Annotated in this window: 18 protein-coding genes; 11 read left to right on the top strand and 7 right to left on the bottom strand. The window is 73.0% G+C overall.

Annotation, left to right across the window (positions count from 1 at the left end; genetic code table 11):
• Window positions 1–59 precede the first annotated feature (59 nt).
• Together ACFY0I_RS19005 and ACFY0I_RS19000 are read right to left on the bottom strand one after the other, a co-directional pair.
• Window positions 60–914, bottom strand: a complete 855-nt coding sequence (locus ACFY0I_RS19005) for a glutamate ABC transporter substrate-binding protein (protein WP_388896799.1) — start codon at window positions 912–914, stop codon at window positions 60–62.
• A gap of 84 nt (window positions 915–998) precedes the next feature.
• Window positions 999–1,784 (bottom strand): amino acid ABC transporter ATP-binding protein, encoded by a 786-nt coding sequence (locus tag ACFY0I_RS19000; RefSeq protein ID WP_388896797.1) that lies wholly within the window; start codon window positions 1,782–1,784, stop codon window positions 999–1,001.
• Between the two features lie 282 nt (window positions 1,785–2,066).
• On the opposite strand from ACFY0I_RS19000, the gene ACFY0I_RS18995 reads away from it, so the two are divergent.
• Both ACFY0I_RS18995 and ACFY0I_RS18990 read left to right on the top strand, forming a co-directional pair.
• Window positions 2,067–2,783 (top strand): response regulator transcription factor, encoded by a 717-nt coding sequence (locus ACFY0I_RS18995; protein WP_388896795.1) that lies wholly within the window; start codon window positions 2,067–2,069, stop codon window positions 2,781–2,783.
• 12 nt (window positions 2,784–2,795) lie between these two features.
• Window positions 2,796–4,208: an ATP-binding protein gene (locus ACFY0I_RS18990; RefSeq protein ID WP_388896793.1), complete on the top strand. Its 1,413-nt coding sequence runs from the start codon at window positions 2,796–2,798 to the stop codon at window positions 4,206–4,208.
• A gap of 13 nt (window positions 4,209–4,221) precedes the next feature.
• Here ACFY0I_RS18990 and ACFY0I_RS18985 read toward each other — a convergent pair whose 3' ends face one another.
• On the bottom strand, window positions 4,222–6,378 hold the full coding sequence (locus ACFY0I_RS18985) for an endo-beta-N-acetylglucosaminidase (protein ID WP_388896791.1): 2,157 nt from the start codon (window positions 6,376–6,378) through the stop codon (window positions 4,222–4,224).
• A 74-nt stretch (window positions 6,379–6,452) separates the two neighbouring features.
• Window positions 6,453–7,703, bottom strand: a complete 1,251-nt coding sequence (locus ACFY0I_RS18980) for a glycosyl hydrolase (RefSeq protein WP_388896789.1) — start codon at window positions 7,701–7,703, stop codon at window positions 6,453–6,455.
• A 345-nt stretch (window positions 7,704–8,048) separates the two neighbouring features.
• Here ACFY0I_RS18980 and ACFY0I_RS18975 point away from each other — a divergent pair, with 345 nt between their 5' ends.
• Together ACFY0I_RS18975 and ACFY0I_RS18970 are read left to right on the top strand one after the other, a co-directional pair.
• On the top strand, window positions 8,049–9,125 hold the full coding sequence (locus tag ACFY0I_RS18975) for a LacI family DNA-binding transcriptional regulator (RefSeq protein ID WP_388896787.1): 1,077 nt from the start codon (window positions 8,049–8,051) through the stop codon (window positions 9,123–9,125).
• A 90-nt stretch (window positions 9,126–9,215) separates the two neighbouring features.
• Complete coding sequence (locus ACFY0I_RS18970) at window positions 9,216–10,139, top strand: ROK family protein (RefSeq protein WP_388896899.1); 924 nt, start codon at window positions 9,216–9,218, stop codon at window positions 10,137–10,139.
• Window positions 10,140–10,250: 111 nt separating this feature from the next.
• Here ACFY0I_RS18970 and ACFY0I_RS18965 read toward each other — a convergent pair whose 3' ends face one another.
• Complete coding sequence (locus ACFY0I_RS18965; protein WP_388896785.1) at window positions 10,251–11,246, bottom strand: TAXI family TRAP transporter solute-binding subunit; 996 nt, start codon at window positions 11,244–11,246, stop codon at window positions 10,251–10,253.
• Window positions 11,247–11,405: 159 nt separating this feature from the next.
• On the opposite strand from ACFY0I_RS18965, the gene miaB reads away from it, so the two are divergent.
• Together miaB and ACFY0I_RS18955 are read left to right on the top strand one after the other, a co-directional pair.
• Entirely contained in the window at window positions 11,406–12,884 is a 1,479-nt protein-coding gene (gene miaB, locus ACFY0I_RS18960; protein ID WP_388896783.1) for a tRNA (N6-isopentenyl adenosine(37)-C2)-methylthiotransferase MiaB, read from the top strand.
• 34 nt (window positions 12,885–12,918) lie between these two features.
• Complete coding sequence (locus ACFY0I_RS18955; protein WP_388896781.1) at window positions 12,919–13,626, top strand: hypothetical protein; 708 nt, start codon at window positions 12,919–12,921, stop codon at window positions 13,624–13,626.
• A gap of 103 nt (window positions 13,627–13,729) precedes the next feature.
• Here the strand turns inward: ACFY0I_RS18955 and ACFY0I_RS18950 are convergent, their stop codons facing one another.
• A complete protein-coding gene (locus ACFY0I_RS18950; protein ID WP_388896779.1) occupies window positions 13,730–13,990 on the bottom strand; it encodes an antitoxin in 261 nt (86 codons plus the stop codon).
• Window positions 13,991–14,013: 23 nt separating this feature from the next.
• Window positions 14,014–14,244, bottom strand: coding sequence for a hypothetical protein (locus ACFY0I_RS18945; protein WP_388896777.1), 231 nt, complete (start codon window positions 14,242–14,244; stop codon window positions 14,014–14,016).
• Between the two features lie 185 nt (window positions 14,245–14,429).
• On the opposite strand from ACFY0I_RS18945, the gene miaA reads away from it, so the two are divergent.
• The 5 genes from miaA (at window position 14,430) to ACFY0I_RS18920 (ending at window position 20,873) form a co-directional block, all read left to right on the top strand.
• On the top strand, window positions 14,430–15,368 hold the full coding sequence (gene miaA / locus ACFY0I_RS18940; RefSeq protein WP_388896775.1) for a tRNA (adenosine(37)-N6)-dimethylallyltransferase MiaA: 939 nt from the start codon (window positions 14,430–14,432) through the stop codon (window positions 15,366–15,368).
• 111 nt (window positions 15,369–15,479) lie between these two features.
• Window positions 15,480–16,052 carry a hypothetical protein gene (locus ACFY0I_RS18935; RefSeq protein ID WP_388896897.1) on the top strand — a complete coding sequence of 191 codons (573 nt, stop codon included), beginning with the start codon at window positions 15,480–15,482 and terminating at the stop codon, window positions 16,050–16,052.
• 88 nt (window positions 16,053–16,140) lie between these two features.
• Window positions 16,141–17,016: a diaminopimelate epimerase gene (gene dapF, locus ACFY0I_RS18930; RefSeq protein ID WP_388896773.1), complete on the top strand. Its 876-nt coding sequence runs from the start codon at window positions 16,141–16,143 to the stop codon at window positions 17,014–17,016.
• A 140-nt stretch (window positions 17,017–17,156) separates the two neighbouring features.
• Window positions 17,157–19,238: a RelA/SpoT family protein gene (locus ACFY0I_RS18925; RefSeq protein ID WP_388896771.1), complete on the top strand. Its 2,082-nt coding sequence runs from the start codon at window positions 17,157–17,159 to the stop codon at window positions 19,236–19,238.
• Window positions 19,239–19,358: 120 nt separating this feature from the next.
• Window positions 19,359–20,873 (top strand): M1 family metallopeptidase, encoded by a 1,515-nt coding sequence (locus ACFY0I_RS18920; protein WP_388896769.1) that lies wholly within the window; start codon window positions 19,359–19,361, stop codon window positions 20,871–20,873.
• The last annotated feature ends 27 nt before the right edge of the window (window positions 20,874–20,900 follow it).

The raw sequence follows: 20,900 nt of genomic DNA, 5'->3' as shown, positions 1-20,900 counted from the left end.
GGCCGGTGAGGGGCGCCGCCGCCCGCGGCAGGCGGGCGGCGACGCCCCTCACCGGGGAATCAGCTGCCTTCGGTGATCTGCGGGGCAGGCTCGTTCTTGTAATCGGCCGGACCGAAGTTCTTCTTCACGGCCGCTTCCCAGGAGCCGTCCGAGACCATCTTCTTCAGCGCGGTGTTGATCTTGGTCTGAAGGTCCTTGTCGCCCTTCTTCAGACCGATGCCGTAGTTCTCGTTGCTCATGTTGAGCCCGACGAGCTTGAACTTGCCCTTGTTCTTCTCCTGCGCGGCGTAGCCGGCCAGGATCGAGTTGTCCGTCGTCAGCGCGTCGATCGTCTTGCTCTCCAGGCCGGTGAGGCACTCGGAGTAGCCGGCGGATTCCTTCAGGTCGGCCTCGGGGGCCAGCTTGGTCTTGACGTTCTGCGCGGAGGTGGAGCCGGTGACCGAGCAGAGCTTCTTCTTGTTCAGGTCCTCGGGCTTGGTGATGCTGGTGTCGTCGGCGCGAACCAGCAGGTCCTGGTGGGCGAGGAGGTACGGACCCGCGAAGTCCACCTTCTCCTTGCGCTTGTCGTTGATCGAGTAGCTGGCGACGATGAACTTCACGTCACCGTTCGAGATGAGGTTCTCGCGCTCGGCGCTGATGGCCTGCTTGAACTCGATCTGGTCCGGCTGGTAGCCGAGTTCCTTGGCCACGTAGGTGGCGACATCGACGTCGAAGCCCGTGTACTTGCCGTCGGGGGTCTTGAGGCCCACGCCGGGCTGGTCGAACTTGATGCCGATGACGACCTTGTCCTTGCCGGTGCCACCGGACGAACCGGCGTCGCCGGACGCCTTGTCGCTGTTGCCGCCACAGGCGGTCGCCGTCAGGGCAAGGGCGACGGCGACGGCCGCGGCCGCACCGACCTTGGAGATCTTCATGGTGAACTTCCCTCGGGTGAGACGTGGTTGAGCGACGAGCGAGATGTGTGCTCCGTCGAACGGATCACTACCGGACGAGAAACGTCAGTGGTGCAGGATCTTCGACAGGAAGTCCTTGGCGCGGTCGCTGCGCGGGTTGCTGAAGAACTGCTCGGGCGTGGCCTGTTCGACGATCTTTCCGTCGGCCATGAAGACGACCCGGTTGGCGGCCGAGCGGGCGAAGCCCATCTCGTGCGTGACGACGACCATGGTCATGCCCTCCCGGGCGAGCTGCTGCATGACCTCCAGCACCTCGTTGATCATTTCCGGGTCGAGGGCCGAGGTCGGCTCGTCGAAGAGCATGACCTTCGGTTCCATCGCGAGCGCCCTGGCGATCGCCACGCGCTGCTGCTGGCCTCCGGACAGCTGCGCCGGGTACTTGTCGGCCTGCGAGCCGACGCCCACCCGGTCCAGCAGCGACTGTGCCTTCTCGCGGGCGGCCGCCTGGTCAGTCCTGCGGACCTTGACCTGGCCCAGCATGACGTTCTGCAGCACCGTCTTGTGCGCGAACAGGTTGAACGACTGGAACACCATGCCCACGTCGGCGCGCAGTCGGGCGAGTTCCTTGCCCTCGGCCGGCAGCGGCTTCCCGTCGAGCGTGATGGTGCCCGAGTCGATCGTCTCCAGCCGGTTGATGGTCCGGCACAGCGTGGACTTGCCCGATCCCGAAGGACCGATCACCACGACGACTTCACCGCGGGCAATGCTCAGATCAACGTCCTGAAGCACGTGCAGCGCGCCGAAGTGCTTGTTGACGTTGCTCAGTACGACCAGGCCGTCCGCGGCACCGGCCGCGTCCTGCACGTCCTTGGTCACTGATACTCCGCTCATCGGCTTCTTGCTCCGTCCTCCGTCGGTTGGGAGGACAGTAGTGACGAGGCGCGCACAGCGTCATCACATCTGAGGGAGAATTGAGCATAACGATACGGCCTCGCCCGGATACGCTCCGTGCGTGGCCCCGCTTCGGGTGCTCCGTGCGCGTACCGGGTGCATAACGGAAGACTCGCCGGACCGGAACCCCCTTGACGTGGGACTCTTCATGGGCGTGGATGCATGGTGGCCCGTGTTGGGCCATTCTTCGTCCGGACGCCGTGAACAGGAAAGGGGGATGTCATGAGGCTGCTGCTCGTAGAGGACGACGACCACGTCGCCGCCGCCCTGTCCGCGATCCTCGCCCGGCACGGTTTCCGGGTGACCCACGCCCGCAGCGGCGAGGAGGCCCTCCAGGCGCTGCTGCCGGCCGGGTCCCCGCCCGGCGCCTCTCCCTACGGGGTGATCCTGCTCGACCTCGGCCTGCCCGACCAGGACGGCTACGAGGTCTGCGGCAAGATCCGCAAGCGCACCAGCACGCCCGTGATCATGGTGACCGCGCGGGCCGACGTCCGCTCCCGCATCCACGGCCTGAACATGGGCGCCGACGACTACGTCACCAAGCCGTACGACACCGGCGAGCTGCTCGCCCGCATCCACGCCGTCGCCCGGCGCACCGGCGCCTCCGAGGAAACCGCCATCGGCGGCACGGGCTCCTCCGCCCCGGTCCGGCTCGGCCCCGTCTCCATCGAGCTGCCCACCCGCCGGGTCAGCGTGAACGGCTCCGACGTACCGCTCACCCGCAAGGAGTTCGACCTGCTGGCCCTGCTCGCGCAGCGGCCCGGGGTCGTCTTCCGGCGCGAGCAGATCATCAGCGAGGTCTGGCGCACCAGCTGGGAGGGCACCGGGCGCACCCTCGAGGTGCACGTGGCCTCGCTGCGCTCCAAGCTGGGCCTGCCCGCGCTCATCGAGACCGTCCGCGGGGTGGGCTACCGGCTCGTCACCCCGGCCGCGCCCTAGCGGGCCCCTGCCGTGCGCGCCCGGCTGCTGCCGCTCCTCGTCGTCCTCATGGCGGGCGTCCTGATCGCCCTCGGGTTCCCGCTCGCCGTGAGCCTGGCGGCCCGGCAACAGCAGGACGTCGTCGTCGACCGGATCGACGACAGCGCCCGCTTCGCCGCGCTCGCCCAGTTCGTCATCGACGCCGAGGGCTCCGGCTCCACCGGGGCCGACGAGCGCCAGGAGACCCTCCAGCAGGAACTCGCCCGCTACCAGGAGCTGTACGGCATCCGCGTCGGCATCTTCTACCGCGACGGCAACGCCCTGGTCAGGGCGCCCGGTTGGTGGCAGCTCCCGGACGTCGGTGAAGGCCGTCGGGCCTTCGACGAGGCGCTCGCCGGGCGGCGCAGCCACGACCCGGGCCAGGTGTGGCCCTGGCAGACCCACGGCAAACTGCTCGTCGCCTCCCCGGTCGTCCTCGACGGGGACGTGGTCGCCGTCGTCGTCACCGAATCGCCCACCGACCGGATGCGCGCCCGGATCCTGCGGGGCTGGCTGTACATCACGGCCGGACTCGCCGCCGCCATGCTGCTGGCGTTCGGCGCCGCCCTGCGGCTCACCAGCTGGGTCCTCAAGCCCGTGCAGACACTGGACGCGGCCGCCCACGGCATCGCGACCGGCCGCATGAACTCCCGCGTCGCGGCCTCCGGCGGCCCCCCGGAACTCCAGCGCCTCGCCCGCTCGTTCAACGAGATGGCCGACAACGTGGAAGAGGTCCTGGAACAGCAGCGGGCGTTCGTCGCCGACGCCTCCCACCAGCTGCGCAACCCCCTCGCCGCGCTGCTCCTGCGCATCGAGCTGCTCGCCCTCGAACTGCCCGAGGGCAACGAGGAGATCGCCTCCGTGCGGACCGAGGGCAAACGCCTCACCCAGGTCCTCGACGACCTCCTCGACCTCGCGCTGGCCGAACACGCCTCCGCCGAGATCAGTCTCACCGACATCGGGGCGCTGACCGCGGAGCGGGTCGCCTCCTGGCGGCCGTACGCCGAGGAGAAGGGCGTACGGCTCACCGAGACGGGCCGCTCCGCCGTCACCGGCTGGGCCGACCCGATCGCCCTGTCCAGCGCGCTCGACGCCGTGATCGACAACGCCCTGAAGTTCACCCCCGAGGGAGAGGAGGTCGAGGTGTCCGTGTCCGCGGCCGGGCGCAGCGCGCTCGTCGTCGTCGCCGACCGGGGGCCCGGCCTCACCGAGGAGGAACTGCTGCGGGTCGGTGACCGCTTCTGGCGCAGCGGCCGGCACCAGAACGTCAAGGGCTCCGGCCTCGGCCTGTCCATCTCCCGGGCCCTGCTCGCCGGTGGCGGCGGCTCCCTCTCCTACGAGACGAACCCGCCGCACGGGCTGCGCGTGACGGTCGCCGTCCCGCGCACCGACCCGCACAACCCCTGACGCCCGGGGCCGCCTACCAGGGCAGTTCCGTGCGGGCCGGCGTGGACGTCTCGTACGTCTCCCCGACCGACCGCAGCTCGAAGAGCGCCGCCCGCTCCCGGCCCGCCCGGGGGACGGAGGGGACGTACAGGGCGGCGGCGCAGGTGCCGCCGAGGAAGTGGCGGGTGCCGTCGGGGAGCAGGCGGTGGAGCTCGTAGTGCCGGACGGGCCCGGCCGCCCGGTGCCAGGTGAGGCGGAGCTCGGCGGTGTCCCCCCGGCGGGCCGTGGCGGCCGGCTCCAGGTGGGTGGGTGGGGCCGGGTGCCGGGGAAGGGCGGTGTCGCGTACCGACAGGGCCCCGAGCCGCCAGGACACGGGCTCGTTCCCGCGTCCGGTGATCCGTACCGCGAGGGCGTAGGCGGTCCCCCCGGCCCGCGTCGCGAGGGGGACGCGGGTGGTGCGCCAGCCCCGGCCGCCGCTCGGGCCCGCCGCGCGCAGCCACGTGTACGGGATCGGGTCGCCGGGCGCGGCCGGCTCGCGGGTGGCCACCCCGAACTCGACGCCGACCGGGCCGGCCTCCGTACGGTGCACCAGCTCCGCGACGGTGGTGCGGGTCAGCGGGAGCCGGGTGGCGTGCAGGCCGACGGCGACCGGGGCGCCGGGTCGGCCCGACACGAGGAGGCTGGAACCGCCGCGCCAGGCGTCGGCGAAGTCGAGCGTGACGGAAGGCCGTCGGCCGGTCGTGTCCACCACCCAGCGGCGGCCCGGAAGCCGGTCCTGGAGGGCGAGGTGGTTCCAGGGCGCGTCGCCGCCGACCTCGCCGTCCTCGTACCAGCGCAGTCCGTGGCCGGTGTTGAACGAGCAGGCGAAGGGCAGCCCGGTCACGGTGGAACGGTCGGCGACGACCGTGGCCGGCGCCCGCCAGCGCGATTCGGGTGCCGGCCTCGACGGATCGAGGGACTCGCCGGTCCAGAACAGGTCGTCGGAGAGGTGGAACGCGCCGGGGGAGCGGTCGGTGAGGTGGTTGCGGGTCCACTCGGGCCGGTAGAAGCCGTAGCTGACGACGTGGTCGCGATCGCGCGGCACGATCGCGTCCCAACGCACGGCGGAGTGACGACCGTTGGACTCGACGTCCACCGCCGCCCACAGGTCGTGGCGGGAACGGCCCAGCCGGTCGGCGAGGGCGCCGGAGGACGCGAGCGTCGGTTCGGTCCAGCGGAAGTCCACGAACAGGGTGTCCGCGACCTTCCCGGTCCGATCCTCGAAGAACTCCTGGTTGAGGGCGTTCAGCGCGCCCTGCCAGCCGACCCGGCCGGTGGTGTTCATGGCGTCGTACCAGGTGATGCGCAGGCCGTGCGGTTCGCCCGCGGCCCGCAACGCGCGCAGGAACTCCCGCATCCGGGACGCCAGCGCGCTGTCCCCGCCGTCGGTCTCGGCGTTGACGAACCAGCCGTCGAAGCCGTGGGCCCGGGCGACCCGGACGAGTTGCTCCGCCACGGGGAAGCGGCCGAGGGCGTCGCGCCGCACCAGCTCGCGCGTCCACCGCAGGTCACCGCCGTAGGGGACGGGCGGCAGGAACACGTTGCCCAGGACCCGGACGCCGTTGCGGTGGGCGGCGTCCGTCACCGGGGCGTTCGGCGCGAGCACGATGCCCTCGCCGGCGGAACCGCCCCAGAAGACCAGCTCGTCGATGTACGCCCAGTGCGTGAGCGCGTACGAGTCGGCCGTCGCCGAGCCCTGGGACGGGTTCCCCGCGGTCGGCCCGAACGAGACGAGCGAGGCGATCCGGGCCTGCCCCGCCCGGGCGCCCGGGTGCGGGGGAACGGGGGTGAAGCGCGGGGCGAGCGGGACGGTCGCAGCGTTGTGGGCCAGGTCGGTGTCCGCCTCCGGGCTCCACGCCCTCAAGGAGCGCCACCTGATCCCGGGCCCCGGCTCGCCCGGCGGGAGCGAGTCGGGGAACCAGTAGGAGGCGTACGGGGCGAGGGCGGGTTCGGGGTCGGGAACGGGAACGGCCGCCCGCGCCGGGGTGAGGGCCCCGACCGCCAGCGGAACGGCCCCGGCGACTCCGGCGGCCCCGGCGGCCAGCACCGTACGCCGGGTCGGCCCCGGGTCGGCGTCGGCGGGTGGCGCCGGCGGGCCGTCGACGTCGGCCGGGGCCGTGCGGGGGACTGCGCCCGGGTCGGTCGCGGACATGCGGATCTCCTCACGCGGGGCGGAGCGGGTGGGGCGGGCGGGGGTGGTGCGGGGCGGCGGAGGGTGGTGCGGGGTCAGGTCACTTCGCCGACCCGCAGCACCTCGGTGATGCCGCGTGCGGACAGGTGCGCCGGATCCGCGGCGTGCTCCGACAGGACCACCGCGGGGCGCGCCCCGTGAGCCGTCAGCGAGGCCCAGGCCTCGAAGAACGCGCCGCCCGGGGCGCACGCCCGGGCCCGCGCCACCGGGTCCGCGTCCAGGGCGAGGGCGGTGGACCGGGGCGCGGGGTGGTGCGTACGGCCCCGCCACTCCCGGGCGACGCGGGCGACGGCGGCGCCCACGGGCTTGGTTCGTCGGTCGTTGGTGAGCAGGCCGAGGCCGTACTCCAACTCGGGGAAGTCCGCGAGCTCCCGGGACACGTCGTGCGAGCACCACCAGGTCACCCCCCACAGGTCCGGGCAGTCCAACGCGTTCGTCACGGTGGCCTCGGCGAACCGGGCGGCGTCCTTCGGCCCGATCAGCGGTGCGGGCGCCCCGACCTCCTGGAGCCACACCGGGCGGTGCGGATCCGAGGCCCAGGCCTTGGACAGCTCGATCAGGTAGGCGGCGTGGTGCTCGGTCGCCGCCCCGGTGGGGCCGTGGCGCTGCGCGGTGCCGTTGAACACCCAGGAGTGCACGGCGGTGGCCGCGCCCAGCCGCGCCGCCTGCGCGGGGGTGAAGGGGTGCCCGTCCCGGTACCAGACGGCGTCGTACTCGGCGTGCAGGTGGAAACGGCCCGGAGCGCCCTCCTCGCAGGCGGCCAACATGCGCTCCAGCCAGCGCCGCGCCTGGTCGGGGGTGATGCGGTCGGGGTCGGGGTGCGGATCGTCGGCGAACTGGTTGATCTCGTTGCCGACCGTCATGCCGAGGAAGTGGGGGCGGTCGGCCAGGGCGGCGGCCAACGTGCGCAGGTATTCCGCCTGCCCGGCGATCACGTCCGGGTCGTCGAAGATGCCGCGCCGGTGCCAGGTCGCCGTCCAGGAGGGCAGGAAGTCGAAGCTCGACAGGTGCCCCTGCAACCCGTCCACGGCGACGTCGAGCCCGCGAGCCGCCGCGGCGTCCGCGAGCGCGACCAGTTGCTCGACGGCGCGCGGCCGGATCAGGGTGCGGTTCGGCTGGAACAGCGGCCACAGCGGGAACACCCGGACGTGGTCCAGGCCGAGCGCGGCCACCGAGTCGAGATCGGCGCGGACCTCGTCGAGATCGAAGTCCAGCCAATGGTGGAACCATCCCCGGGTCGGGGTGTAATTCGCGCCGAAGCGCAGGGTGCGCGGGGCATGCGGCATGAAGCGTCCCGGAGTTCGGGGAATTCACCGGACGCCCCAACCTGCCGTGCGCCGGCGGAGAAAGTCAACAGGGTGTCGAGTCGCGGATTTTCGGCCGCCACCGCGCCGCGACTTATGCGCTTCAGCGCCTTTGCCGTAAGGGCTGTGCACGGTTGATGAGGGCGGGACTAATGCGGTTTAGTCGTGAGGCTGGATCCGGATGAACGGAGGAAAGGGCGAGGGGCGAACAGGTCGATTTTCGAGCGGTCCGCGGCCGTGGGGGACCGCGGGAGGTGGGGCCCGCCCGGGGCCGGATCGCGTACGGTCCGCCCCACGCAGTCCACGTCACCGAGGGATGAGGCAGGCATGGCCCGCAGACCCACCATCAAGGACATCGCCCGCCGGGCCGGGGTGTCCGAGAGCGCCGTCTCCTTCGCGCTCAACGACCGGCCCGGGGTGTCCGACGGCACCCGCACCCGGATCCGGCAGGTCGCGGAAGAACTCGGTTGGCAGCCCAACAGCGCGGCCCGCGCTCTCTCCGGCGAACGTTCCGGGGCCGTCGGGCTGGTGCTGGCCCGCCCCGCGCACACCCTCGGCGTCGAGTCCTTCTTCCTCCAACTCGTCTCCGGCATCCAGGAAGTGCTCTCCGCGAGCCGCACCGCCCTCCTCTTCCAGGTCGTCGAGGACATCGACGCCGAATGCGCCGTCCACCGCCGCTGGTGGGCCGAGCGCCGCGTGGACGGCGTCCTCGTCGTCGACCCCCGTGCGCGCGACCCCCGCCCGGAGCTGCTCGCCTCCCTCGGCCTGCCCGCCGTCCTCGTCGGCGGAACCGCGACCGTTCCCGTCGATCAGGACGGCGGCGCCGGCGAGCCCGACACCGCAAGGCCCTGCCTCTCCTCCGTCCGGGCCGACGACGCCCGGGCCATGGCCGACGTACTGGGTCACCTGCACGCCCTCGGGCACCGTCGGATCGCCCACGTCGCGGGCCTGCCCGAGCTCGCCCACACCGCCCGCCGCATCGCCTCGCTGCGTGCCGGGGCGCTGCGCCTCGGCCTCGCCGGGGACCAGGTGGAATCGGTGACCACCGACTACTCCGACACCGAGGGCGCGGCCGCCACCCGGCGACTCCTCGCGCGCCCGCTGCCGCCGACGGCGCTGGTGTACGACAACGACGTCATGGCGGTGGCGGGCAGCGCGGTCGCCGCCGAGCTCGGCATCCCCGTGCCCGGCGGGCTGTCGATCGTGGCCTGGGACGACTCCGCCCTGTGCCGGGTCACCCACCCCCGGCTGACCGCGCTCGTCCGCGACACCGCGGGATTCGGCCGACTCGCCGCAGAGGAACTCCTCGCCCTCCTCGCCGGAGCGGCCCCCCGCATCCGCGAGAGCGAGCTGCCCCGGCTGGAACCCCGCGGGAGTACGGCCCCACCGGCAGCCGCATACTGAAATCCGACCCCTTCCAGGAGCGCCACCGTGACCACTCCCACCCCAGCCCTCCCCGTGCCCCGCGCGGCCGCCGCGGCCGCCGGTCCGACCGTGGCGATCGACATCGGCGGAACGAAGATCGCCGGTGCGCTGGTCCACCCCGACGGCACGATGACGGCGGCCACCCGCCGCCCGACCCCGCGCGGTGCGGACGCCGACACGGTGATGGCGGCGGTCGGCGAGGTCATCGCCGACCTCTCCGACGCCCCGCTGTGGCCGCAGGTGGTCCGCTGCGGCATCGGCAGCGCGGGCCCCGTGGACACCACGCGCGGCACCGTGAGCCCGGTCAACATCGGGGCTTGGCGCGACTTCCCCGTCCAGGCCCGGGTCGGCGCCGAGCTCGCTGCCCGCGGCGCCCGGATCCCGACCGTCCTGGCGGGCGACGGCGTGGCCATGACCGCGGCGGAACACTGGCTGGGCGCTGCCCGGGGGCACGCGAACGCCCTGTGCATGGTCGTCTCGACCGGTGTCGGGGGCGGCCTGATCCTGAACAATCAGCTCCACCCCGGCCCCACCGGCAACGCGGGCCACATCGGCCACATCAGCGTCGCCTTCGACGGGGAGCGGTGCGTCTGCGGCGGCCACGGCTGCGTCGAATCCCTGGCCTCGGGCACCGCCATCGCGCGCTGGGCCCTCGCCCAGGGCTGGACCGGACCCGACCCCACGGCCGCCGGCGTCGCCGCCTCCGCCGCGTCCGGCGATGCCGTCGCCCGGGCCGCCTTCGACCGGGCCGGGCGTGCGCTCGCCGCAGCCATCGCGGCCACCGCCACGCTCGTCGAGACCGACATCGCTGTCATCGGGGGCGGGGTCGCCGCCGCGGGCGACACCCTCTTCGAGCCGGTACGCCGGCACCTGGCCTCGTACGCGACCCTCGGCTTCGTTCAGGACCTGGAGGTCGTCCCGGCCGGCCTGGGCACCGACGCGGGCCTGATCGGGGCGGCCGCCGCGGCGATGATGCTGCTGCCGGCCGCCTGACGACCGCCCCGCGGGATCGACCGGTCCACCAGAGGGCTGCGGCCCGGTCCTACGGGAGGGCTGCGGCCCCCTACGGCCCGGTCGACGGGATCGACCACGCCGGCCGCGGGACTACGGCTTGACCGACCGGTAGTACCGGCGGGCCCCTTCGTGCAGGTCCAGCGGGTCCGTGTAGATCGCCGTGCGCAGGTCGACCAGCTGGGCCGCGTGCACCTCGTGCCCGATCCGGTCCCGGCTGTTGATCACCGTCCGCGTGAACTGCTCCGTCAGCTCCGGACTGGTGTCCTCCCGGGTCACCAGCAGGTTCGGGACGGCCACCGTCGCCACCGCGGAGGTGTTGCGGGCGAACTCGTACGCGTCCTGCGGCATCACCGCCGCCCGGTAGTAGCGCGCCGGGCTGCCGCCCGCCTGAAGCTGCTCCACCAGGTCTCCGAGCTGCACCAGCCGGATCTCGAAGCGTTCCGACAGCTCCCGCACCGCGCTGGTGGGGAGTCCACCCGACCAGAAGAAGGCGTCGATCCGGCCCGCCTCCAGCTCCGCCGGCATGGTGTCGATCCCTATGGCCACCGGCGTGATGTCCCGCTTCGGGTTCAGCTTGGCCGCGGTCAGCAGACGCTCCGAGATCAGCCGCACCCCGGAGCCGTCCTGACCGATCGCGACCCGCTTGCCCCGCAGGTCACGGGCCGATTGGACCGGCGAGGCGGCGGGCACCACCAGCTGCACGTAGTCGTCGTAGAGCCGCGCGCAGCCGCGCAGCCCGTCCGCGCCCGGCTTGCCGTCGAGCCGGTACTTGGACACCGCGTCGGCCGTCGCCACCGTGAAGTCGGCCTGCCCGGCGGCCACCCGCTGAAGGTTCTGCTGCGAGCCCTCGCTCGTCTCCAGCGCCACCCGCATCCCCGGCATGTCCTGCGCGAGGGCCTGCTCCAGTAGCTGCCCGTAGCGGTGGTAGACGCCGGTACGGACGCCCGAGCTGAAGGTGAGGTCCCCCTTCAGCTCCGGTTCGCCGAAGGGACGCAGCCACCACAGCAGCGCTCCGAGCACGGCCAGCACCGCCACCAGGCCCCGAAGGGCGCGGCGCCGGCCGGCGGTGGTCGGGAGGAGGGGCATGCCGGCGATCCTGCCACTCACCCGCCGTCCTGTCACGGCGGGCCGCCTCCCCACCGGGCACGCCCGCGCGGAGCACGGGCCCGTCGACCGCTGCCGCACCGGCGGCCCGGGACCAACCCGTACCCTGGTGGGGTGAGTGTCGAGGGCGAGGCTGCAGTTTTGAAAACGTACGAGGTGCGCACCTACGGGTGCCAGATGAACGTGCACGACTCCGAGCGACTGTCCGGTCTGCTGGAGGGCGCGGGCTACACGCGCGCCCCCGAGGGCTGCGACGGCGACGCCGACGTGGTCGTCTTCAACACCTGCGCCGTCCGTGAGAACGCCGACAACAAGCTGTACGGCAACCTCGGTCGGCTCGCCCCGATGAAGACCAAGCGCCCCGGCATGCAGATCGCCGTCGGCGGCTGCCTCGCGCAGAAGGACCGCGACACGATCGTCAAGCGGGCCCCTTGGGTCGACGTCGTCTTCGGCACGCACAACATCGGCAAGCTGCCCGTCCTCCTGGAGCGCGCCCGCATCCAGGAGGAGGCGCAGATCGAGATCGCCGAGTCGCTGGAGGCCTTCCCGTCCACGCTCCCGACCCGCCGCGAGTCCGCGTACGCCGCCTGGGTCTCGATCTCCGTCGGTTGCAACAACACCTGCACCTTCTGCATCGTCCCGGCGCTGCGCGGCAAGGAGGAGGACCGCCGTCCCGGCGACATCCTCGCCGAGGTCGAGGCCCTGGTCGCCGAGGGCGTCTCCGAGATCACCCTGCTCGGCCAGAACGTCAACGCCTACGGATCCGACCTGGGCGACCGCGAGGCCTTCAGCAAGCTGCTGCGCGCCTGCGGAGCGATCGAGGGCCTGGAGCGGGTCCGCTTCACCTCCCCGCACCCGCGCGACTTCACCGACGACGTGATCGCGGCCATGGCCGAGACCCCGAACGTGATGCCGCAGCTGCACATGCCCCTGCAGTCCGGATCCGACCCGATCCTCAAGGCGATGCGCCGCTCGTACCGCCAGGAGCGCTTCCTCGGCATCATCGAGAAGGTCCGCGCCTCGATCCCGCACGCCGCGATCTCCACCGACATCATCGTGGGCTTCCCCGGTGAGACGGAGGAGGACTTCCAGCAGACGATGCACACCGTCCGCGAGGCCCGCTTCGCGAACGCCTTCACCTTCCAGTACTCCAAGCGCCCCGGCACCCCCGCGGCCGACATGGACGGCCAGATCCCCAAGGAAGTCGTCCAGGAGCGCTACATGCGCCTGGTCGCCCTCCAGGAGGAGATCTCCTGGGAGGAGAACAAGAAGCAGGTCGGCCGCACCCTGGAGGTCATGGTCGCCGAGGGCGAGGGCCGCAAGGACGGCGCCACGCACCGCCTGTCCGGACGCGCCCCCGACAACCGCCTCGTCCACTTCACCAAGCCGGCCGAGGAGGTCCGCCCGGGTGACGTGGTCACGGTCGACATCACCTACGCGGCCCCGCACCACCTGTTGGCCGAGGGCCCGACCGGCACCGTGCGCCGCACCCGCGCCGGCGACGCCTGGGAGAAGCGGAACGCGGCCCCGGCCCAGCCGGCGGGCGTGATGCTCGGGATCCCCACCCTGGGCGTCCCGGCCCCGCTGCCCGTCACCACGTCGGGCTGCGCGATCGACTGACCACCGGACGCCGAGGGCGGCTAGGCTGCGGATCATGCTCGTAGCCGCCGCCGTCTGCCCCGCCCCGCCGCTCCTCGTGCCGGAGGTCGCCGCGGGGGCCGCCGCCGAACTGGACGCCGCCCGTACCGCCTGCTCGGACGCGTTGGCCGTGCTCGCCGCCTCCCGGCCCGACCTGCTGATCGTCGTCGGCTCCGCCGACCAGGACCACCTCGGGCCCTATCCGCAGGGATCCCGCGGCACCTTCCGCGGCTTCGGCGTCCCGGGCGACGTCCAACTCGGCGAGGGCGACGAGGGGCCGCGCCTGCTGCCCCCCTCGCTGGCCGTGGGCGCCTGGCTGCTGGAACGGGCCCGCTGGGGCGCCGCCCCCGTCGAGGGCCTCGGGGTGGCCGGACGGCTGGAACCGGAACTCTGCCTGGAGGCCGGACGGGCCCTCGCCGCGCGGGACGTACGCGTCGCCCTGCTGGTCATGGGCGACGGCAGCGCCTGCCGGACGCTGAAGGCCCCCGGCTACCTCGACGACCGCGCCGCCGCCTTCGACGCGGCCGCGGCGCAGGCCCTCGGCGCGGCCGACGCCCCCGCCCTGGCCGCCCTCGACGCGGAACTCGCCCACGAGCTCCAGGCCGCCGGGCGCGCGCCCTGGCAGGTCCTCGCGGGCGCCGCCGAATCCGCCGACCTGGACGGCCGACTGCTCTACGAGGACGCCCCGTACGGGGTCGGCTACTTCGTCGCCACCTGGTCCTGAGGCCGCCGCCGGCATCCCGGCGCACGACCCCCGCGCACGACCCCGGCGTACACGCCGAAGGGGCGCGGAACCGGTTCGGTTCCGCGCCCCTTCGCGCACCGCGTCAGGAAGCCGCCGGAGGCGGCGTCGGCGGCGTGGGCCCGCCGGGGGTGTCGTCCTTGTGCGCGATCTTGCCCAGGGCGTCCTTCGCCTTGCCCGTACCGCTCGTGATCTGGCCGCTGTACTTGCCCTTGGTCTTGGAGTCGACGGCCTTGGCCACCTTGTCCAGACCCTCGCCGATCTTGCCCTCGTGCTGCTGCGCGAGGTCGCCGACCTTGTCCTTGGCCGGAGCGAGCTTGGCCTTGAGGTTGTCGAGCAGGCCCATGGGTCACCTTCCAGTGGGAACGGTTACGTACGGGCGCCCTCGCCGGCCTCGCTGTCCGCGGCGGCCTCCGCCGACTGCTGCTTCGGAATCTCCACGGCTTCCGCCGCAGGGGTCCCGGCCGCCGTCTCGGCCTTCTCGGCCGGTGCGGCCGGTCCGGTCTCAGCCGCCGGCGTTCCCGCCGGGTCGGCCTCGGCCGCGACCGTCTCGGTCGCTACCTCGTCCTTACGGCCAAAAAACCGGCTGAAAACGCCCATGTCTGCTCCTCTAACGTTACTCGTGGGAGTGAAGTTCCGCCCCGGCCGCAGCGGCCTCCACCCGGTGCACACAAGGCATGCACCGGGCCGGAACCTCTTGAGGGCAACGACCCCGTCGCGACCCCGTCACGTCGCTCGATCGGGTACACGGCCGCGTCTTGACCGGGGGCTGCGAGACTGTGTCGGTGAGGAAAGCAGCCCCCGCCCCGCGGGTCATCGCCGTCGTCGGTCCCACCGCGGCCGGAAAGTCCGATCTGGGCGTAGCCCTGGCCCGTCATTTCGACGGCGAAGTCGTCAACGCCGACTCCATGCAGCTCTACCGGGGGATGGACATCGGCACCGCGAAGCTGACGACCGGGGAACGCGGCGGCATCCCGCACCACCTCCTCGACATCTGGGACGTCACCGAGACCGCCAGCGTCGCCGAGTACCAGCGCCTCGCCCGCGCCGAGATCGACAAACTGCTCGCCGAGGGCCGCACCCCGGTCCTCGTCGGCGGCTCCGGGTTGTACGTGCGCGGCGCCCTCGACGCCATGGAGTTCCCCGGCACCGACCCCGAGGTCCGGGCCCGGCTGGAGGAGGAGGCCACCCTGCGCGGCCCCGGAGCCCTGCACGCCCGCCTCGCCGCGCTCGACCCCGCCGCCGCCCACGCCATCCTGCCCAGCAACGGCCGCCGGATCGTCCGGGCCCTGGAGGTCATCGAGATCACCGGCAAGCCCTTCACCGCGAACCTGCCCGGCCACGACTCGATCTACGACACCGTGCAGATCGGGGTGGACGTGGCCCGCCCGGAACTCGACGAGCGGATCGCGCTGCGCGTCGACCGCATGTGGGAGGCGGGCCTGGTGGACGAGGTCCGCGCCCTGGAGGCCCGCGGCCTGCGCGACGGCATCACCGCCTCCCGCGCGCTGGGCTACCAGCAGGTGCTCGCCGCCCTCGCGGGGCAGTGCACGCAGGACGAGGCCCGTGCCGAGACCGTACGGGCCACCAAGCGCTTCGCCCGCCGCCAGGACTCCTGGTTCCGCCGGGACCCCCGCGTGCACTGGCTCAGCGGGGCCGTCGCGGATCGCGGAGAACTCCCCGGACTCGCGCAGTCGTTGGTCGAACGAGCGGTCACAGCCTGATCACGTGATGGCATCGGGACGCCCCGCACGCCCGTCCGGGGCCCGGGACCGTGCCATCATCAAACTTCTGAACAGCGACGTACGAAGTCCGAGTGGGGAGGGCGCGTGGCGATGGAGGCCGGCCCTCGTGACACCGGGCGGGACGACACCGGGCGGGAAGCGGACCCGATGCTTCACGGCGGGTCCGGACGGACCGTCGGCGGCGCCGGACCCGACGCGTCGGGCGGACCGGACGCGTCGGGCGGACCCGACGCCCCTGACGGGCTCGGTCTGCCGGCCGACCCCGCGCGGCTGACCCCCGACGGCCCCGACACCCCCGAGGTCGGCGCGGAGGACGTCTCCGGCCCCGAGTTCGAGGTCGAGCTGCGCCCGCAGCGCCGCTTGCGCCTGTGGCAGATCGCCCCCATCGTGATCCTGGCCGCCTCCGGTTCGCTGATGTTCGCGTTCCCGCTCGCCTTCGAGTTCGGCGACGGCGGAGCCGTGGTCGCCATGCTCGGCTTCCTCATCTGCTGCTGCGCCGGCGGCTGGGGCATGATGGCCGCCCGTCGCGTCGGCTACTCCTGGCCCGGGCTGCCGCCACGCGGCAGCGGCCGCCGCCCCGACTGGCGGATGGCCGCGCTGTACGCGCTGCTCGCGCTGGCCGTCGTAGCCCTCGCCGTCCACCGGGTGGCCCGGCTCCGCTAGGCCGTCCCCCTTGGATCCCGCCCGACCCGCGCTGACGCCGCGCTGATCCCGCCCGTCGCCCCGGACCCCGCCTCGGTACGATGGCCTGGTGACGCACACCGCCCTCTCCTTCCTCAAGGGTCACGGCACCGAGAACGATTTCGTGATCGTCCCGGACCCGGACAACGCCATCGACCTGCCGGCGTCCGCCGTCGCCGCCCTGTGCGACCGACGGGCCGGCATCGGGGCGGACGGCGTGCTCCACGTGGTGCGCTCCGCGGCCCACCCCGAGGCCGCCCACCTGGCCGAAGAGGCCGAGTGGTTCATGGACTACCGCAACAGCGACGGCTCGGTCGCCGAGATGTGCGGCAACGGCGTGCGCGTCTTCGCCCGCTACCTCCACCACGCCGGCCACATCGAACCCGGCGACTTCGCCGTCGCCACCCGCGGCGGCGTCAAGCGGGTCCACCTCGCCAAGACCGGCGACGTCACCGTCTCCATGGGTCGCGCCGCGCTCCCCGAGGGCGACGTCACCGTCTCCGTGGGCGAGCGCTCCTGGCCCGCGCGGAACGTGAACATGGGCAACCCGCACGCCGTGGCCTTCGTCGACAGCCTCGACGACGCCGGGAACCTGCTCGACGCCCCGCCGTTCAGCCCGGCGAGCGCCTACCCCACCGGGGTCAACGTCGAGTTCGTCGTCGACCGGGGCCCCCGCCACGTCGCCATGCGCGTCCACGAGCGGGGCTCCGGCGAGACCCGCTCCTGCGGCACCGGCGCCTGCGCCGTCGCGGTCGCCGCCATCCGGCGCGACGGCGCCGACCCGGCCGTCACCGGCGACCCGGCCTCCTACACCGTCGACCTGCCCGGCGGCACCCTGGTCATCACCGAGCACCCCGACGGGCGGATCGACATGACCGGACCGGCCGTCATCGTCGCCTCCGGAGAGTTCGAACCCACCTGGCTCACCGAAACGGCTTTCGCCTGAAGATTCCCTCTCATGGGTGATCCGTTTCACGCTGAGCGAGAGGTGGACTGCGCCACGTGGTGGGGTCGGTAACATCAGGCACCGGCCCTGAGGGCTCACCCCATGCCCGCCACCGCCGGTCGAAGCCGTCGGAGGTGCCCATGAGTGCAGAGGCCACGAACCCCGAAGCACATGCCGAAGTGCGTCCTGAGCTGCGCAGACGGGGCCGGACGCGGCTCGATCTGCGGCGGCTCGGCCGGGCGGCCCTGCTCGGGCCCACGTCCCGCGACCGGCTCCCGGACGCGATCGGACACGTAGCAGAAGCCCACCGTGCCCACCATCCGGACGCCGATCTCTCCATTCTGCGGCGCGCCTACCTGCTCGCGGAGACCTCCCACCGCGGCCAGATGCGCAAGAGCGGTGAGCCGTACATCACACATCCGCTCGCCGTCACCCTCATCCTCGCCGAACTCGGCGCCGAGACGACGACCCTGACCGCCTCCCTCCTCCACGACACCGTCGAGGACACGGACGTGACCCTCGATCAGGTCCGCGAGGAGTTCGGCGCCGAGGTCTGCTTCATCGTCGACGGCGTCACCAAGGTCGAGAAGATCGACTACGGCGCCGCCGCCGAACCCGAGACCTTCCGCAAGATGCTCGTCGCCACCGGCAACGACGTCCGCGTCATGTCCATCAAACTCGCCGACCGGCTGCACAACATGCGCACCCTCGGCGTGATGCGCCCCGAGAAGCAGGAACGCATCGCCAAGGTGACGCGCGACGTCCTCATCCCGCTCGCCGAACGGCTCGGCGTCCAGGCCCTGAAGACCGAACTGGAAGACCTGGTCTTCGCGATCCTGCACCCCGAGGAGTACGAGCACACGCGCGCCCTCATCGCCGCCCACGCCGGCGAGGCCGACCCGCTCCCCGCCATCGCCGACTCCGTGCGCGCCGTGCTGCGCGAGGCGGGTGTCACCGCAGAAGTACTCGTACGCCCCAGGCACTTCGTATCGGTCCACCGGATCTCACGCACCCGCGGCGAACTGCGCGGCTCCGACTTCGGCCGCATCCTCGTCCTCGTCGGCGAGAACGCCGACTGCTACGCCGTGTTGGGGGAGCTCCACACCTGTTTCACCCCCGTCGTATCGGAGTTCAAGGACTTCATCGCGGTCCCCAAGTTCAACCTCTATCAGTCGCTGCACACCGCCGTCGCCGTCCCCGAGGGCTACGTCGCCGAGGTCATCGTCCGCACCCGGCAGATGCACCGCGTCGCCGAGGCCGGCGTCGTCGCCCTCGGCAATCCGTACGCCACCGGCGAGCCCGCCGACTGCGACGAGGAACGCGTCGACCCCACGCGGCCCGGCTGGCTGTCCCGGCTCCTCGACTGGCAGCAGTCCGCTCCCGACCCGGACACCTTCTGGACGGTCCTGCGCGCCGAACTCGCCCAGGACCGCGAGATCACCGTCTACCGCGAGGACGGCAGCGCCTCCGGGACGATGAGCCTGCCCGCCGGGGCCTCCTGCATCGACGCCGCCTACGCCCAGCACGGGGAGGCGGCCCACGGCTGTATCGGCGCCCGGGTCAACGGGCGCCTCACCTCGCTGTCCTCCCCGCTCTCCGACGGAGACACCGTCCAACTGCTGCTCGCCCAGGACGCCTCCTCCGGGCCGGCCGCCGACTGGCTGGACCACGCCAGGACCCCCGCCGCCCGGATCGCCATCAGCAGCTGGCTCCAGTCCCACCCGGACGGCGCCGGACCCGCCGCAGCGGCCCCCCGCGCACCGCTGTCCGTCGTCGGGGCGCGCGGCGGCGGGGGCAACGCCGTCGTCGACCTGCCGGACGCCACCGTGCGCCTCGCGGGCTGCTGCACCCCCGTACCGCCGGACGCCGTCGCCGGGTTCCTCGTACGGGGCGGGGCCGTGACCGTGCACCGCGTCCACTGTCCGGCCGTCGCCCAGATGCGGTCCGTGGGCCGGACGGCCGTCGCCGTGCACTGGCGGGCCACCGCGGACTGCCGGGTCACGCTCCTCGCCGAATCGTTCGGCCGCCCGCACCTGCTGGCCGACCTGACCGAGGCCATCGCCCGCGAAGGGGTCGAGGTGGTCTCCGCGACCGTGGAACCGCCCGTCGAGCAGCGGGTCCGCCACTCGTACACGCTCCAACTGCCCGACGCGACGGGACTGGCCGCCCTGATGCGTGCCATGCGCGACGTCCCGGGCGTCTACGACGTCCGCCGCACGTAGCGGCGACCGGGGCGCGCAAGGGGGCGCGCATAGGCCGGTCCCTGGGGGGAGCACCTCGTTCGGGTGGTCGCGTCGCGCGCCGCGCGCGGGTGCGAGGCCGCCGCTGGTAAGCGGTGGTGGATGCAGCTCACCTCCCCGCGCCTGCGCGCCGCCCTGCTGGCCGCGGCCTCCCTCACCCTCGTCGCCGCCGTGCTGCCCCCGCCGAAGCCGCTGGGCATCGGCGACCGGCTGTTCCCGGAGCTCGGCAACCCCGGGTACGACGTCCTCTCGTACGACCTGTCCTTCACGTACAAGGACAATCGCAGCCCCCTGGACGCGGTCACCGTCATCGAAGCGCGCAGTCTGGAGCCGCTGGAGCGGATCAACCTCGACTTCGCCCACGGCACGGTGGCGTCGGCCGAGGTCAACGGGGAGCCGGCGCGGTTCGAGAGCGTCGGGGAGGATCTCGTACTGACCCCCGCGCGGGCGGTGGCGGCGAGCGTCCCGCTGCGCATCACGGTCCGGCACACCAGTGACCCGCGCGGACGCGGCGACGGCGGCTGGGTCCCCACCGAGGACGGGTTGGCCATGGCCAACCAGGCCGATGCCGCGCACCGCGTCTTCCCCTGCAACGACCACCCCGCCGACAAGGCCTGGTTCACCTTCCGGATCACCGCCCCGGCGGGGCTCACCGCCGTCGCCAACGGGGTGCCGGTGGCGCTGCCCGCGGCCCGGGCCGGCGGCGCCACGCAGTGGACGTACCGGACCCTGCACCCCATGGCCACCGAACTGGCCCAGGTCTCCGTCGGCCGCTCCGCCGTCGTCCACCGCACCGGCCCGCACGGGCTGCCGTTGCGCGACGTGGTGCCCGCCGCCGACCGGGAGAAGCTGGAACCCTGGCTGAAGAAGACCCCCGGGCACGTGGCCTGGATGGAGGAGCGGGTCGGGCGGTACCCCTTCGAGAACTACGGGGTGCTGATCGCCAAGGCCACCACCGGGTTCGAGCTGGAGACGCAGACCCTCTCCCTCTTCGAGCACGGACTCTTCACGGGAGCCGGTTACCCCGAGTGGTACGTGGAGGCGGTCATGGTCCACGAGCTGGCCCACCAGTGGTTCGGCGACAGCGTCAGCCCGCGCACCTGGTCGGACCTGTGGCTGAACGAGGGCCACGCGACCTGGTACGAGGCCCTCTACGCGGACGGGCTCGGCAAGTACTCCCTGGAGCGGCGCATGCGCGAGGCGTACCAGCGCTCCGACCAGTGGCGGGCGGCGGGCGGCCCCCCGGCGGCCCCGAAGGCCTCCGGTCCCGGAGAGAAGATCGGGCTGTTCCGGCCCGTGGTCTACGACGGCTCCGCGCTGATCCTCTACGCCCTGCGCCAGGAGATCGGGACGGCCGCCTTCGACCGCATCCAGCGCCGCTGGGTCGCCGAGCACAGGGACGGGGTGGCCGGCACGGCCGACTTCGTACGGCTGGCCTCGCAGGAAGCCGGCCGCGACCTCGGGCCCTTCCTGAAGCCGTGGCTGTACGGGGCGACGACCCCGCCGATGCCGGGACACCCGGAGTGGAGCGTCCCGGCGGCGACCGGGGGGAAGGGCGCGGCAAAGCCCGCGGCGACCGCCGGCGGCGCGGCATCGGACGGTGGGAAAACGGTATGACGGGCGGGGAACGGGCATGTCACCATC

It is taken from the genome of Streptomyces sp. NPDC001568 (assembly GCF_042893755.1).
GTDB lineage: Bacteria > Actinomycetota > Actinomycetes > Streptomycetales > Streptomycetaceae > Streptomyces.
The sequence above is the reverse complement of the archived record's forward strand: the minus strand, read 5'-3'. Positions and strand labels throughout refer to the sequence as shown.

Bases quoted from the DNA above. Each gene is read 5' to 3' on its own strand.
- ACFY0I_RS18950 (WP_388896779.1), bottom strand. From the start codon at position 13,990: ATGGGCCTGCTCGACAACCTCAAGGCCAAGCTCGCTCCGGCCAAGGAC.
- ACFY0I_RS18955 (WP_388896781.1), top strand. From the start codon at position 12,919: ATGCTCGTAGCCGCCGCCGTCTGCCCCGCCCCGCCGCTCCTCGTGCCG.
- ACFY0I_RS18935 (WP_388896897.1), top strand. From the start codon at position 15,480: ATGGAGGCCGGCCCTCGTGACACCGGGCGGGACGACACCGGGCGGGAA.
- ACFY0I_RS18980 (WP_388896789.1), bottom strand. From the start codon at position 7,703: ATGCCGCATGCCCCGCGCACCCTGCGCTTCGGCGCGAATTACACCCCG.
- ACFY0I_RS18985 (WP_388896791.1), bottom strand. From the start codon at position 6,378: ATGTCCGCGACCGACCCGGGCGCAGTCCCCCGCACGGCCCCGGCCGAC.
- ACFY0I_RS18975 (WP_388896787.1), top strand. From the start codon at position 8,049: ATGGCCCGCAGACCCACCATCAAGGACATCGCCCGCCGGGCCGGGGTG.
- ACFY0I_RS18965 (WP_388896785.1), bottom strand. From the start codon at position 11,246: ATGCCCCTCCTCCCGACCACCGCCGGCCGGCGCCGCGCCCTTCGGGGC.
- ACFY0I_RS18920 (WP_388896769.1), top strand. From the start codon at position 19,359: ATGCAGCTCACCTCCCCGCGCCTGCGCGCCGCCCTGCTGGCCGCGGCC.
- ACFY0I_RS19000 (WP_388896797.1), bottom strand. From the start codon at position 1,784: ATGAGCGGAGTATCAGTGACCAAGGACGTGCAGGACGCGGCCGGTGCC.
- ACFY0I_RS18945 (WP_388896777.1), bottom strand. From the start codon at position 14,244: ATGGGCGTTTTCAGCCGGTTTTTTGGCCGTAAGGACGAGGTAGCGACC.
- ACFY0I_RS18925 (WP_388896771.1), top strand. From the start codon at position 17,157: ATGAGTGCAGAGGCCACGAACCCCGAAGCACATGCCGAAGTGCGTCCT.
- ACFY0I_RS18995 (WP_388896795.1), top strand. From the start codon at position 2,067: ATGAGGCTGCTGCTCGTAGAGGACGACGACCACGTCGCCGCCGCCCTG.
- ACFY0I_RS19005 (WP_388896799.1), bottom strand. From the start codon at position 914: ATGAAGATCTCCAAGGTCGGTGCGGCCGCGGCCGTCGCCGTCGCCCTT.